Origin of the sequence: Sporocytophaga myxococcoides (assembly GCF_000775915.1) — a bacterium.
GTDB lineage: Bacteria > Bacteroidota > Bacteroidia > Cytophagales > Cytophagaceae > Sporocytophaga > Sporocytophaga myxococcoides_A.
Window position 1 is genome coordinate 446803 of the sequence record NZ_BBLT01000004.1, and the last position, 14045, is coordinate 460847.

General features: G+C 35.5%; 11 protein-coding genes. 3 read left to right on the forward strand and 8 right to left on the reverse strand.

The window, feature by feature from the left end; translation table 11 throughout:
• Positions 1–106 precede the first annotated feature (106 nt).
• The 7 genes from MYP_RS12050 to MYP_RS12080 are packed head-to-tail and all read right to left on the reverse strand — an operon-like array spanning position 107 to position 8709.
• Positions 107–1552, reverse strand: a complete 1446-nt coding sequence (locus tag MYP_RS12050) for an O-antigen ligase family protein (RefSeq protein ID WP_045463508.1) — start codon at positions 1550–1552, stop codon at positions 107–109.
• On the reverse strand, positions 1552–2889 hold the full coding sequence (locus MYP_RS12055) for a lipopolysaccharide biosynthesis protein (protein WP_045463511.1): 1338 nt from the start codon (positions 2887–2889) through the stop codon (positions 1552–1554). Before MYP_RS12055 ends, MYP_RS12050 begins: the two co-directional genes overlap by 1 nt.
• Positions 2886–4094, reverse strand: coding sequence for a glycosyltransferase (locus MYP_RS12060; RefSeq protein WP_045463514.1), 1209 nt, complete (start codon positions 4092–4094; stop codon positions 2886–2888). Before MYP_RS12060 ends, MYP_RS12055 begins: the two co-directional genes overlap by 4 nt.
• Positions 4081–6300 carry a GumC family protein gene (locus tag MYP_RS12065; RefSeq protein ID WP_045463517.1) on the reverse strand — a complete coding sequence of 740 codons (2220 nt, stop codon included), beginning with the start codon at positions 6298–6300 and terminating at the stop codon, positions 4081–4083. Before MYP_RS12065 ends, MYP_RS12060 begins: the two co-directional genes overlap by 14 nt.
• On the reverse strand, positions 6297–7049 hold the full coding sequence (locus MYP_RS12070) for a TolC family protein (RefSeq protein ID WP_045463519.1): 753 nt from the start codon (positions 7047–7049) through the stop codon (positions 6297–6299). Before MYP_RS12070 ends, MYP_RS12065 begins: the two co-directional genes overlap by 4 nt.
• Before the next feature lies 1 nt (position 7050).
• Positions 7051–8274 carry a sugar transferase gene (locus MYP_RS12075; RefSeq protein WP_045463523.1) on the reverse strand — a complete coding sequence of 408 codons (1224 nt, stop codon included), beginning with the start codon at positions 8272–8274 and terminating at the stop codon, positions 7051–7053.
• 6 nt (positions 8275–8280) lie between these two features.
• Positions 8281–8709, reverse strand: a complete 429-nt coding sequence (locus MYP_RS12080) for a response regulator (RefSeq protein WP_045463526.1) — start codon at positions 8707–8709, stop codon at positions 8281–8283.
• 283 nt (positions 8710–8992) lie between these two features.
• Between MYP_RS12080 and MYP_RS12085 the strand changes: the two genes are divergently transcribed.
• Positions 8993–10282 (forward strand): anthranilate phosphoribosyltransferase, encoded by a 1290-nt coding sequence (locus MYP_RS12085; protein WP_045463530.1) that lies wholly within the window; start codon positions 8993–8995, stop codon positions 10280–10282.
• Positions 10283–10331: 49 nt separating this feature from the next.
• Here MYP_RS12085 and MYP_RS12090 read toward each other — a convergent pair whose 3' ends face one another.
• Entirely contained in the window at positions 10332–11792 is a 1461-nt protein-coding gene (locus MYP_RS12090) for a T9SS type A sorting domain-containing protein (protein ID WP_045463533.1), read from the reverse strand.
• Positions 11793–12092: 300 nt separating this feature from the next.
• On the opposite strand from MYP_RS12090, the gene MYP_RS25720 reads away from it, so the two are divergent.
• A complete protein-coding gene (locus MYP_RS25720) occupies positions 12093–12239 on the forward strand; it encodes a 30S ribosomal protein THX (RefSeq protein WP_081990498.1) in 147 nt (48 codons plus the stop codon).
• A gap of 219 nt (positions 12240–12458) precedes the next feature.
• Positions 12459–13988 (forward strand): OmpA family protein, encoded by a 1530-nt coding sequence (locus MYP_RS12095; RefSeq protein ID WP_045463536.1) that lies wholly within the window; start codon positions 12459–12461, stop codon positions 13986–13988.
• Positions 13989–14045 lie beyond the last annotated feature (57 nt).

Consider the following 14045-nt stretch of genomic DNA (forward strand, 5'->3'; position numbering starts at 1 on the left):
CTGCAGTCCCACCTTTTCTCTTATTACATCACCAGTATATGAGTTCTTTTAAGAGAAACATACAAAAAAACGGGATTGTTAATAAGAACCTGCAACCCAATACCGGTCAGGGCTTTACAGGTATTATATTTTTAGAAGTTTCTTCAGTATCAAAAGACGGCGCAAGAAAAATAACTCCAATAGAGATGCTCCAAAACACAACTGTAGGAAATTGAGCTAATACCTGATTACCATAACTTGCTACAAGTATTCCAAATACTCCCGCATACAGAGCCATCATCTTCTGTTTCAGGAGTGGATCGCGAAGATTATAAACCAGGTAGAATCCTCTTCCAAGTATAAATAACAAAGTAAATATATGAATCATCAATCCCACAATTCCAGTTTCGGCCCAAATCCTGACATAGTGGCTATCCGGAGGAGTTTCAGCTAAAAATGTTCCAGGACTAAAGCGACTTCCCCAGTAGCCAATTGTTCCTATTCCTCCCCCTATTGGCCTTGATGCAAGATAAACCTTCAATTTTTTCTGGTTTTCCAGCCTTACTTTGAAAGAAGGGTCACTCTGAGGGTTTACAGCACTTCTCATTCTTTGAATCTGATAATTAGACTGACCAATGAAAGTAAACCGTAAGAAACAGAATACTGCAGCCATCGCAATGAATCCAAGTGTAAATACTCTAAAGTTCCTGGTGAGCAAGAGATAAAACAAACCGCCAACAAACACAAACATAGCCCCTCTTGTTCCCGATATAGCCATGCCCCAAAAACATAGTACAGCTACTACAAAATAAAATCCCGACTTAAAAGTGGAGTTAGATTTCAGTGACAGTATAATTGCTACTAGGGAAGAAAAAGACATAAAGGCACCAAATTGCCCTGCATCAGAACAAAATGAAAAATATCTTATTTTACCAAACAGAATGTGCGTATCCGCAGCTGTTTCAAGCCAGGCCTTCTCCACATGGTCAAGACCAATATACATTTGCTTCATTCCATATAGAGCACAAACCAAAGCCCCAATCATCCATAAATTAATGAACACATCAATGAGTTTCTCTGATTTAAGCACCAGGAATGTCAGTATAATAAGGAAAATGATATAAAAAGATATCGCTCTTACCGCATAGAACCATGCTTCAAAGCTTACAGCTTCAGGATTCAGTATTTCAAGTACTGTAAACCCTGTCCACAATAACAATACCCAAATTAAGCTATTGTTCAGTTTTTTGACATTGTCATAAGAAACATTGAACAGAGCAGAGAATATACTAATTACCAGCACAATATCGAGAGATGTTCCTAAAGGAGCTGAAACATATCTTGTGATACCATTAACAATCAAACCTACTATCATTGCCATAATCATTCCTGATATAGGATATGAGAATATAATTGCAAAAACCACAAGTACCAATGGAAGAGAAGCCGCTACAGCAGTAATAACAATACCTCCTTTGGCAAACAACAAACCTAAAAAGTAGGCAAATAACAACAATAAAGGCCATTGACCATATTTTTTCACATTTTCGAATAAGATATCCCGGTTAAGCATCAGTCAACACTAAGATTTAGTTTACTCTTCAACTTTTTAACTGAACTTTTGATTTCTTTAAATCCTTCTGAAAATAATTTGGAAGGAACTATCTTAATATCCCTTTTTAAGAAGAATATTCCCATAATGACTCCTGCAGAAAAGGTAAGTATGGACACAATTGCAACCGGCCATAACATACCAAAGGACTTTAGTACGATGAATACACCAAGGGAATTGATACATACCATTACAATGACTTTAAACATATTCTGCTGAGGCCTGCTGAGAACATCCAAAGCCAAACCTGAATACCTGTCAATTGGCATTAAAGCAGCATGAAGCGCGAATATTCTTAGAATATTGGCAGATTCTTCATAACCTTCACCTCCCAATAAAACGACCAAATATTCTGCAAATATGATACAAAATACTACTATTGGAAGGAGCATAATGCTGAACATGCCTGCAGTTCGTTCAAGCTTTTTACTGAGGCCCTGAAGGTCTTTACTGTTTACTAATCTTGAAAAAGAAGGTAAAGCTGTTGCTGCAAAGCTCCTTAATGGAATTTCAACCAATTCGAATAATTTGAGAGGAATATTAAATATTGCTACTGCTTCTCCTCCCAGGAAAGCGCCGATCAGGAAGGTATCAGAGCTTCTCAACAAATTAGCACCTACCATGGTGCCCATACTAAACTTCCCGAAATTAAATAAATCTTTAACCTTCTTCCATTCAGCAAATCTGATACTTTTTATATTTGTCCATCCGGCAATAACACAAAATAAACTCCCGAAAAAATGGGATATCAGGTAAGACTGAACAATAAACTCTTTACCTCTATGAAGAAACATTTCAACGCATAACAGAACTATAAATACACCGATACTAATCAGACGTATATAAATAATTTTGCTAAATTTCATATCTACCTGAAGTATCCATGATGAAAAATTATAAGGAAGGGTAACAATTATTAATATCCAGAAATAATTAAAAAAATAAATTGCTCCTTCTGAATCAATATAGAAGAGCATTACTTGCTTAAGCAAAAAGCATAGGACTACAAAAGAAATGGTAATCAGAATGGCGAACAACCACGCACTTCCAATTACCTTTTCTTTCTCCCTTTCACTAACACCTGAACAAAATTTAACTAATGGTGTCTGTAAAAAACCTACCCTTAATAATTCAATAAAAACATAAACAGTAATGAACAATATCCAATTACCGAAATCTTCCTTTGAAAATATTCTTGCGAGTAAGGCAAAACTTATAAAACCAAAACCAGCCGCAATGATATTACCTGTTAAAGAGAGAATATTATTATTAGACAAAACCTTCTTTAAAAACCTCATATAACTCTTTCCTTTTTCAACTCCAGCATTCTCTCTACTATTGAAGAGAACTGCTCAACTCTGTTTTCCCACGAATTATGTTTTGAAAATTCTATTCTGGCTTTCATCTTTTCTACAGAGTCATTATACAAAGCGTCTCTGAGACTATTAAGAAAAGCTTCTTTGTTATTAGCTATCCACACATGACTTTCAAATTCAGGAATTTTAGCAAAATCAGTCATCACGACAGGCTTTCCGGCTGCCATGTATTCATTAATTTTAAGTGGATAAACGCCACTTGTAACCTCGTTCTTCAGATATGGAATTATACCTACATCCATATCTTTAAGAAGAGATGGAATTTCATAAGGCTTCCTGCTTCCCATAAACCTGGCATTGGGATATTTCTTCAATGCCATTCTCGCAATTTCATTAGTAACCCTTCCTATGAATTGGAATTGAACTTCAGGAAGCATCTTTATCGAATATGATAAAAGTTCATAATCAAAACGTTCATCTATACTTCCTGTATAACCTACAATTCTTGGTGCATGTGGAGATTTTATCTTTAAATCTGCAATGGAGTTGAAATGATCAAAGTCCACTCCATTTTTAACAACAAAACAATTCTGATGTAACGGACTCTTGGATTTGAATAAAGCATCAGATGTAGTAATTACGGCATCTGTTTTCTTTATATATTCCTTCTCTATTTCCGGACCGTGAAAATGATACCATTGATCACCTTTAATCTCATCATAGCAATAATAGATATTCAAGAGCTCATTAAAATCACCCACTAAAGGAAGACCAAAAAAAGGATTATACCCATTCACCACAATAGGATTTTCCATCTTTAATGTCTTGAGCGCTCGTTGAATTGCCCCCCTTACTAGATTGCCATTAAGCTTCAGCAATACTCTGTAGGGATTGTCATTTTTAATCCAGTTAATAGGTAATACCGGCGGTGGAGTCAATACATGTATTTCGCTTCCATAAACTGTATTGACGGTCCTCAGACGATTTTCAAGTCCTATTATTCTTGTAACAGGAACCTTTTGTTTTCCTGACAAAGCAGCTAAAATGTCTTTTACAGTATACTCATAATCTACAAATAGAATTCTGTTTTGCTTACTTAATATACTCATCATCTTCACTACTGTATTGACAAAGTCTTTATCCCATGTAGTAAGCGCCATGCACAGTATATTTTTATTCCTGATCATAAGATACTTTATTTTTCTTGGTCACATTTTTATCCTGGTTATCTTTACTGACAAGTTTAGCAGAAAACCATTTAGGCACCCTTCCATAAATCTGTATCAGTCTGTCTGTAGTAACCTTATTAAGAACCAATAAAGGTTTTGACTTCAACACCTTCGTCAGCAATCCTGATAGGTAATTATCAGAATCCTTCCAGGGCCTGTCAGCTCTGAGAACTAACAGACATAGATCCGCATCTTTAACCAATTGCAGAGGAAGTTGATATTCCTGAAGTGAAGGAATTTCAAGAAAGACGAAATCTGCTTTATCGATTGTTTTAAGTATTTCACTGATCTTAGTAGCGGGAACCATCCTTTCGATAATTTCATAATGTCTGACTTTTACTTTTGAAATATCTACAACTTCCCTCTTATCGATACTTTCAGGGCGATATCCTTTTTCTGAACCTGGAGTGAATATTTCAGAAATGTATCCAAGATCTGATATACGTTTTGCCATTTTATAGATCATCCAGGTTTTCCCTTCTGAAATCTGTGTACCGGCGACAAGGATAATTTTAGTTTTCTTTTCCGGAGCAGCCTTTTCTGTTTCCATTACTATTCTGTTAACTGCCTGCTCTATAAGAGAATCTTCAAAATATTCTGTAATCCTGTTTCTCTGTGTTACTTTAGGTAGTATACCTGCCACTTCAAATCCTGTGAGACGCTCTGCTCTTGCGGAATTTTTCACGGAAGAATCTAACAACTCCATCGCCAGATAAATACTTAACAATAGTAAAAACGAGGCTATCATTGAAAGCGGAATCATTACAAAATCTTTTGAAGCGATAGGCTTTACTGGATAAAAAGGCTGATCCAAAAGTTTGATATTACTTGACATTTTCACATTCTGATATCTCTGCTGGTTCATATTTAGAGCCTCAAGCTTATTCATATATTCCTTCTCTGCAACCTGTACCTCTCTTTTTAGAGTAAGCAACAAAGAACCAAGTGGAGTAAAATCGTTATAAGTAGTATTAAAGGAATTAAAACGCTCTTGCATAATCTTAAGCCTTGCCCCACTCTCCTCTATTATCAGAACATTGCTTAGCCATTGCGTAAGAATATTATCACTTGGAATCCCCTCCTGACTGTTATTAATGGAGTAAAGGTTATTTACAAGATCTTTAAGTTCCTTTTTTATTGCCTCAGCTTTTTCTGTTAATTCTCTTAAATTTTCCTTTGTTTCACCAAAGTTTTTTGCATTTGCAATCTTATAATTAATATCTGACAGCTCTTGTCTTTTAGCCAATACTCTGTCATTACTCTCCATAATATTCTTTCTTCCCTTCAGCCTTTCTTCAAGACTTACCAGACTTGCCTGAGCTGAAGCAAGAATCATTTTTTCCTTTTCAATCTCATCTGCATATGTTTGTCTTGACTCTGACAATACTTTTGCCTGTTCATCAAAATTGATAATCTTATTTCTTACCTGGAAATCCTTTAGCTTAAGTTCTGCATCATTAAGTCTTGCTCTTGCTTTTTCCGTCTGGTCAGAATAATACGATACCACATTCTTAACTTCCGATTCTTTTATCTCACTGAATTTTCTGATAAAGACTTGAGCGAGCAACAAAAGTGTCTGTTGACAAATAGCCGCATCATTGGCACTATAAGACACGTCAAGCATATCACTGTTTTCCTTTCTGATAGCATTAACTCTTTCCCGGATCTTATCTACTCCATATATGCCATTTTGAGATGCAACAAGAGCAGAAAATACATTGAACTTATTTTTGCTCATATAAGCTTGCAATTTTTCATAAGTAGCCTCTGGTGTGGCTCCTTTTACCTGATGCAAAACAGAGTCTGGCACAATAGCTCTTATTTCACTATATTTTTCAGGAGAGATGTACCTCAAATCCGGATTATCTAAGGAAATATGAGATGCAACCAGCCTTAAAGAAACCTCTTGTATTGTTTCTCTGGATTTTAGCGTATTCAAAAGATTATCGAAAGCATTACTGACTGCATTGTGATCAAGCCTCGGATGCTCTTCTGTGGTAACATTGTATCCGCTGGCAACTCCTGTATAAATCAGACATGTAGAAGCATATTCCTTTTCTTTCTTCCTTGTTTTCATGTATACCAGTGAGGCCACTGCAACAGGAAAAAGTATCAGAAGCATCAAGTGCTTTCTGAGTATCCTAAATATATCACCAAAGGTCATTTTTGTTTAATTAAAGAACCAATACTTACCCCTATTAAATATTCGAATTGTTTGTAAACTGTATTATAATCCTTTCTTGCAATTTCAAAATTCGACTCCGCCATAAAAAGATTATTACTTACCGAGGAATAATCTTCCAGAGAGATTGTTCCTTCTTTAAATTGTTTCTCTGCCATCTGATATACAAGCTGTGCATTCTGAAGTCCTTCGCTTCTAATTTTAAGAAGCGTCTGAGCTGCAAGAAGATTGTTATATTCAGCTGCTATTTGTCTTTTTAATTCTATTATTACTCGATCTCTGTTCCTTTCAGCCATTTCCAGCTCAGCCTTACTAAACCTTATTCTATTATGTCTGGCCGTAACATCAAACAATGGTATACTCACATTTATGCCAACCCTGTATCCATTAAGGAAGTTAGTCTGACGATTAAAGTCTCCATATGTTACACCAAACTTCTGATCACCTGTAGCATAGTTACCAAAAGCCTGGATGTCTTTTTGCCAATCCTTCCTTGCTAAGTGAATTTCCTGCTTGCGAGCTTTTATACTAGCATCCTCTACCTTTATATAAGGTGATGTTTCAATTGCAATTAAAATAATATTATCCAACGAAGGCAATTGAGTTTCAAGATCCTGTAGCACAATAACGCTATCTTTATTTACTTGCCCGAAGGATGTAACCGAAAACAGAGTGAATATCAAAAGAAGCATACTATTAGCAGAATGCTTATTATTCCAAAGGGTATTCATACTATACATTTTCTTTCTGTAATAATGCAGGAATGGTTTTCGCAATAATTTTCAGATCTCTCAAGAATGAATAATTCCTGGCATAGTCATTATCCAGCTGAATTCTTTCAGCCTCTGACATTTCCTTGGTTCCTCTTTTGGTCACCTGCCAAAGACCTGTAATACCTGCAGGTGCTAGGAATCTTAGGGTAAACTGATCCACTGTAATCTTTTCAGCTTCATAAAGCGGAAGCGGACGATTACCAACAATAGACATATCACCTTTCAATACATTGAAAAGCTGAGGCAGCTCATCTATACTTGTATTTCTAATAAACTTACCAATCTTTGTAATCCTTGGATCATTACTTATCTTAATAAATGCAGCTGCATCTTTTTCTTTCTTTTCCAAAAGAAATCTATTCTCACAAATTTCCTTTCCATCAAGATAAAGCATAGACTGACAAACTCTGTTTCCTCTGGCGCACTCTTCACAAAGGTTTGATTGATGATCCGTTTCATCAACCGCTATCGAAATTTCATTTTTTTTGTCATTTTCAGAGACTTTTTTATTTTTATTATATTGATTCATGTGAGCAAGATCCTTCAACTTTTTATCAGCATCGGCACTCATGGATCGGAACTTATAGAAATCAAAAATTTTATATCCCGTACCAACCCTTTTTGCAGCATAAAACACAGGGCCTTTTGATTCCAGCCTGATTAATATTGCAAGCAAAAGAAAGAGAGGACTCAAAAAGATGAGTGCAAGTGTTGCAAACACGACATCAAATATCCTTTTTATTAAAGGAATTTTATACTCAGGATGTTTTACATGCCCCTCTTTATATGCACGTTTATAATGAATTTTATTTTTAATCAGATAATTTAATCTTAATGCAAACGGGTCTTTCGAAACATCCTGTTCAAAAATTTCTGACACACTATGTTTAAGCATTTCAGAACGGACCGGTCCTGTAATGCTGTCAACAAGAAAAACAAAAGGAACCGGCTCAACATCCGATTGTTTTAAGTGCTGCAGCAATAACAGCCCATTAGAGCTGTGTAATTGTCCTGCAGAAATTATTGCATCAACTTTATTACCCTTAGAATGCCATTCGAAAAACTTAAATCCGTTTTCAAAATGAATAACATCAAACCCATCTGCCATCCGATTTGAAAACGAATGACGCCGATCTGCCTGATTGTCTATATAAGCCAGCTTCTTCTGTGCAATAAGCTCCATACTTTTTTACTTATAAATTCTTTTGAAAATATTTTCTACTCTTATTTCAAGTTCTTCAGGATTGAATGGTTTCATCATAAAATCATCAGCGCCACATTTAAGGCACTGAATCCTAACACTGCTTGATTCATAACTTGATAGAATTAGGAGTGGTACCTCTCTGAAAAATCCACTGGATCGGATATGTTTAATAAATTCAAAACCGTCCATCTCGGGCATACGCAAATCACAAATTATCAAATCCGGAATATTTCCCTCATGCATCCACTCAAATGCGTCTTTTCCGTTTGCTTTTTTAACTACATTATACTTTTTACACAATGTGCAATTAATTATATCTAAAGTTGACTCAACGTCATCAATTGCAAGAATTGTTTTCCCCTTCTCTGCCACAAGTTTTTCAACCTTTGGCAATGCCTTTTCCAGTATTTCCATACAAAATAAATATTATCGCCTTCTGCCTCGTATCTAATTATAAACTCTCATTGGATTATTCAGCAACTTTGTGTGCTGCTTACATAATTTCAACTCAACAGCATATTATTTGTTCACTCCAAATACAGGCTTAAAGACATCTCCAGTATTTTACAATACCAGCCGCTTTTGCATCCTCAGGGTCAATTAATTAAAATAAACCAGTCATAAATCTGAACATCCAGTCAATTTTATCTTTCACTTTAAAAAACATTTTTATAGATTTAATGACGAATAAAATACTATGGTACAGGAGAGATTAGCAGAATTGCTGAAGAAAAAAGGTATAGGACCTGAAGGAAGCAAAAGCCTTATAAAAGAGGAGCTGAGTGAGCTTCAGTATTTATTTAAATCTCCCGATGCAAGCCTTACCACTATTGCAACAATGGTTACGGCTTTGCTTACCCTTGAAGCCAATATTCAGGAAAAGGAATGGATAGAAAAGGTAAAAGCGTACCCTTCAGAATTTCTTCCGGATGAAATAATACCATTTTTTACAGGCCATACAAAGGATGTGTTTTATCAGTTAATTCTTAAAGTCATAAAACACGAAGACTTATCCCAGGAGGAAGCTGAAAGTGGGATAGAGCAATTATTCGATCGTCAGATACCTGATTATCTTAAAGGAGCTTTTCTTGAATCACAAAGGTTAAAACGTGAAACCTTCATTGAAAACAAAGCCTTCCTTTCAGGATTATGGAAAAAAGTGGAGCGAATAAAAACGGACCTCCCAATTGTAATTGATATTGCCGATAGCTATGATGGTTTTAACCGGACTGCGAGTTTTTCATTATTTACCGCAGCACTGCTTGCATCATTAGACATTCCTTGTATTGTTCACTCCATCGACAAAGTTGCCCCTAAGGAAGGATATACCTCTCATCAGCTTTTGAAGCTGGCAGGTAAAAATCCCCTCATATCTGTTTCCAATGCTAAACAAGCATTAGAAAACAAGTCTATAGGATTTTGCTACCTTGATCAGCAAATATTTTTCAATGAACTTTTCCAGCTCAAAAGAATGAGAAAGGAAATGGTTAAACGACCCTTCCTGGCAACCTTTGAAAAGCTTTTACAGCCCATCCAAAGTACTCAGGGAAATTATCTTGTCTCGGGATACACACATCCACATTATAAGGAAGAAGTGGTTAAACAGCTGAAAGTACAGGGTGAATGTAAAATGGCACTTATCTTTAAGGGACTTGAGGGATCAACACAATTAACGCTTAGCAGAGGCTCTGTTGCCATATTTTATGATGGTAATGATATATATGAATCACTCGTTTCTCCCGAAGACTTTGGGCTTCCCCTATTGGAAAGCAAACAGGATAAAAGCATCAAACCGGAAGATGTATTATCGGAAGGATTGGCAGCCCTTGAAGGTAAGAAAAATTTTGCAAGGGAAGCTATCATTTATCAGGCTGCTGTTATTATCACAAAGTTTAACCTTATACAACAAAAAGATCTGATTCCTGTTCTGCAGCAAAAGCTTGATTCAGGAGAGGCTTTGAATCGATGGAATATGCTGAATACATAAAATAGATAATTAGCCTTCAGAAAATTTCCTGAAGGCTAATTTTTAAAAATCAATTTTTCACAAATCTTGAAGTATAAATAACTCCACCTTCATTGAGGATCATCATTGAATAGATTCCTACTTTGAGACTATTAACATCAACGGTTTCTTCTGCACCAATAAAATATCCATTTAATACTTCCCTTCCCTCAACATTAAAGACCTTGTAGAAAGTATTCTGAATACCTTCGCTTGAAATTCTGATTTTGTCAGTAGCTGGATTCGGTGAAAGACTTATGTTCACACCTGATTTTTTTCCTAAAACTCTCGTCACCAAATCATATGGTGTTCCCCATTCAACAGAGCCTTTTTTGTAATACACTAATTCTCTTCCATAAGAAAACATTCCATACCATCCTGAATTATATGGACCACCAAGGCCTTCAATATATCTATTATCCACGCTTCCCCAATCAACAACAAGCTTATAACACGAATCTGAAGGATCTGAAGGAATCAAACTTTCATAGATGTAACGTTTGGACATTCTTGAGGTAGGTTCATCCAAGGACTGGCTTGTATAATCTACATACGCAGTTCCAATATGTGCTACTAATGGCAACCAGTTTATTCCGCTATCCCCCAGAGCTATTGGAACATTAAGTATATTGGTATCTGCATTTACCGTAAACTGTTCTACTCCTGATTCAAAAAAAACTGAATTCCTCAAAACAGAAATATGATAAACAATTGAATCATTCCCTGCTGTTATCGATTTGTCAATTACCTTATGAATGCTCTTTGTTTCCTTGAGATCAGAAGAATTCTCAAATTCTCTAACATGTAACTCATCTCCAACTTCAAAATTATATATATCCTTTAAAGTCAGATTTCTAACTCCAATATTTGACTCTTCTATTCCTGCCAACAACATGGCATTGATATCTTCAGGAAAATTCAGTAGATCATAAGTTTTAACGAAGCCATACTTCTTACTTATTTTCCACTCTTTACCATTAAATGAATGGCTCAAAGGACTATTATCTCCCACCTTCTTAAGAGTAACAGAAACAGTCATAACAGAATCAGTTACCTGATCTTCATATATGTTAAATGTTTCCTGCTCCTTTTTGATTACAGTTGCTTCAAAATAGTTTTCCTCAGAAGACCAAAAAATCCAGGTATCATTAACATCGGCATACTTATGAAATATGATCGAGTCGCCATTTTTATTAATAAAGATCTCCCTTTCATCTTTAGTCAATATAATATTTTTGCCTGTCCAGGGCCATCCTTTGCCGGTAGCTTGACAATCCTCGTTAAAAGGTTCAATTAGTTTAAATACCCGGTAATTAAGTAAAAGGGTATCCTCGTTTACTATTTGTTGACTTTCGACTTTCACAGGTATAAAGGACCTAATACTCTCTCCTTTTTTATCATAAAAAACTGTTTTGTCAGAATGAATTGTCTTAAACTGAGCAAATGAAGTTAGAGAGAAAAATATCAGTAATGCAGGTAAAATTTTCTTCATGATTCTCCTTCATTTTAAAAACACTTAAGATAAAACAAACGGTTTTATCTGTATGATGATCAAAATTTATAAGATAGACTATAAAAATATTCATTCGTTCCCAACAAAATTAAAACATCCTTATAAAAATTATAAAACAACAACAACAATAAAAGCATACCACTCATTAACAGCCATTTTTGACAAAAAATAAGCTTTTTATATTTTCTCGAATCAAAAAAATATTTAATATTCTCAAACATTTTAAACTATTATTTCATTAAGGTTCTCAGTTTTCATAAATCATTTAAACTTATAACCATGGGAAAAGGAGATAAAAAGTCTAAAAAAGGAAAGATCTTTAAAGGGAGCTTTGGAAACTCCAGAAAAAGAAAAGTTGAAAAAGCGGAAGTTAAGTCTGATGCAACACCAACTCCTGTTGCAACTTCAAAGAAAAAAACTTCCTGATTGTATTCAACCTAATTTTAAAAAAGCACACCTTCTCAGTGTGCTTTTAACCTGACTTCCTTTATTTTAGTACAACCTTATTCACAACCGCTTCCATCCTTCCCTATATAAATTTCATATAATCTGCTTCAAAGATCATCTATCTTTCTATTTTACACGTTAAAGTTTGGACCTGTCTTCGGATTTTACTTTATTACCACAAACAAGTATTAACATTCTATGAAAAAACTTTCATTCTTACTTTTTTTCATTATTTGTTTCAACACAACAAAAAAAGCTTATTCTCAAGGCACAAGCCTCAGTCAGCCAATCAATTCACCACTGGGGGATGAATTAAACCCCAGTGTCAGCGCAGATGGCAAAACATTACTATTTCTATCCAACTATGGTGAGGAAAAAGCATATCCAGTTATAAGTTATCTTAAATCGGGGGTATGGACAAGACCTGATGAAGTAACTGCTCTTAATACCCCATCGACCAAGCTTAACAACAACCTTGGATATAATTTAAGCCCGATGGGTAATGAAATATTCTTTTCAAGCAACAGATATGGAGGTATTGGAAGCAATGATATATGGATAGTTGAAAAAACACCAACAGGCTGGTCTTCTCCCAAAAACCCTGGAAAACCTTTAAATTCTGCACAAGGAGAAGCTGACCCAAGTTTATCTCCCGATGGGAAACAACTGTATTTTGTAAAATGGACAGATAAAAAATCCTCTACGGGACTACCTTGCGGTAAAATAGTAGTTTCTCAGCGTACTAGCAAAGAAGGTTTCAGGGAGCCAGTAGACCTTCCTTCTCCTGTCAATTCAGGTTGCGAATGTTCTCCAAGAATTCTTTCTGACGGAAAAACTTTAATATTCTCTTCTGAAAGAACCGGAAGCAAAGGGGGATTTGACTTTTATAAGACACAGCGTAAAGATGATGGTAGCTGGTCTACTCCAATCCCGCTTACATATATTAACTCTAAAGAGGACGAGGTTTATGCAGCTATTCCCGCCAATGCGGAGATGATTTATTACACTTCCATAAATGGAAAATCTAAAGACATTTACAGAAGTAAACTTTCTCAAGAGTTCCAACCTGACAGAGTATTTTTGCTTGCAGGAAAAATAAAAGAAGAATCAGGAAAAACTGTTGCCGGAAAAATTATAGTAACTGAACTTCCTTCCAAAAAACTTATTTCAGTTATAAATCTGAAACAAGACGAGCCATACTTGATCATACTTCCAAAAGGAAAAACTTTTGATGTCACAGCTTATGGCAGCACCAAAGGATGGTTCTATAAAGGCAATAGCATTCCGCTTGATACACTTTCCAAATCTGTTTATAAGGAGCAGGATTTTAAACTTCCGGCAGTAAAACTAAATACAGCTATTGATCTTTCCGATATTCAGATGGAGGGAAGCACTCTATCTCCTTCCTCAACTATGAATCTTGATAAACTTGTAAAATGGCTTCAGGAAAATCCTACGGCAGCAATTGAAATAGGCACATCTATATCGGAAGTAAAGTCTGACACAGTACAAGCACATGAACTCACTGAAGTAAAAGAGGAAACTGTAACTCTGGACACCACGGCATATATCCGCAAGATTTACCATAATGATGTTACACAGAAACAGGCTGATGCCATAGCAACCTATCTTACCCAAAAAGGAATTGCAAGTGCAAGAATAAAACCAGTAGGATATGGAGACAAGAAAAAAGAAAACAAATCTGAAATTACTATTTTGAAAGAATAAGAATAAAAAAATAATGAACCCCCGAAAACTCATTGTATTAAGCTATCCAATGAGTTT

What these genes read in the sequence shown, in the direction of transcription:
- MYP_RS12090 (WP_045463533.1), bottom strand. Translation starts at nt 11,792, where the DNA reads ATGAAGAAAATTTTACCTGCATTACTGATATTTTTCTCTCTAACTTCA.
- MYP_RS12050 (WP_045463508.1), bottom strand. Translation starts at nt 1,552, where the DNA reads ATGCTTAACCGGGATATCTTATTCGAAAATGTGAAAAAATATGGTCAA.
- MYP_RS12060 (WP_045463514.1), bottom strand. Translation starts at nt 4,094, where the DNA reads ATGATCAGGAATAAAAATATACTGTGCATGGCGCTTACTACATGGGAT.
- MYP_RS12085 (WP_045463530.1), top strand. Translation starts at nt 8,993, where the DNA reads ATGGTACAGGAGAGATTAGCAGAATTGCTGAAGAAAAAAGGTATAGGA.
- MYP_RS12095 (WP_045463536.1), top strand. Translation starts at nt 12,459, where the DNA reads ATGAAAAAACTTTCATTCTTACTTTTTTTCATTATTTGTTTCAACACA.
- MYP_RS12080 (WP_045463526.1), bottom strand. Translation starts at nt 8,709, where the DNA reads ATGGAAATACTGGAAAAGGCATTGCCAAAGGTTGAAAAACTTGTGGCA.
- MYP_RS12055 (WP_045463511.1), bottom strand. Translation starts at nt 2,889, where the DNA reads ATGAGGTTTTTAAAGAAGGTTTTGTCTAATAATAATATTCTCTCTTTA.
- MYP_RS12065 (WP_045463517.1), bottom strand. Translation starts at nt 6,300, where the DNA reads ATGACCTTTGGTGATATATTTAGGATACTCAGAAAGCACTTGATGCTT.
- MYP_RS12070 (WP_045463519.1), bottom strand. Translation starts at nt 7,049, where the DNA reads ATGAATACCCTTTGGAATAATAAGCATTCTGCTAATAGTATGCTTCTT.
- MYP_RS25720 (WP_081990498.1), top strand. Translation starts at nt 12,093, where the DNA reads ATGGGAAAAGGAGATAAAAAGTCTAAAAAAGGAAAGATCTTTAAAGGG.
- MYP_RS12075 (WP_045463523.1), bottom strand. Translation starts at nt 8,274, where the DNA reads ATGGAGCTTATTGCACAGAAGAAGCTGGCTTATATAGACAATCAGGCA.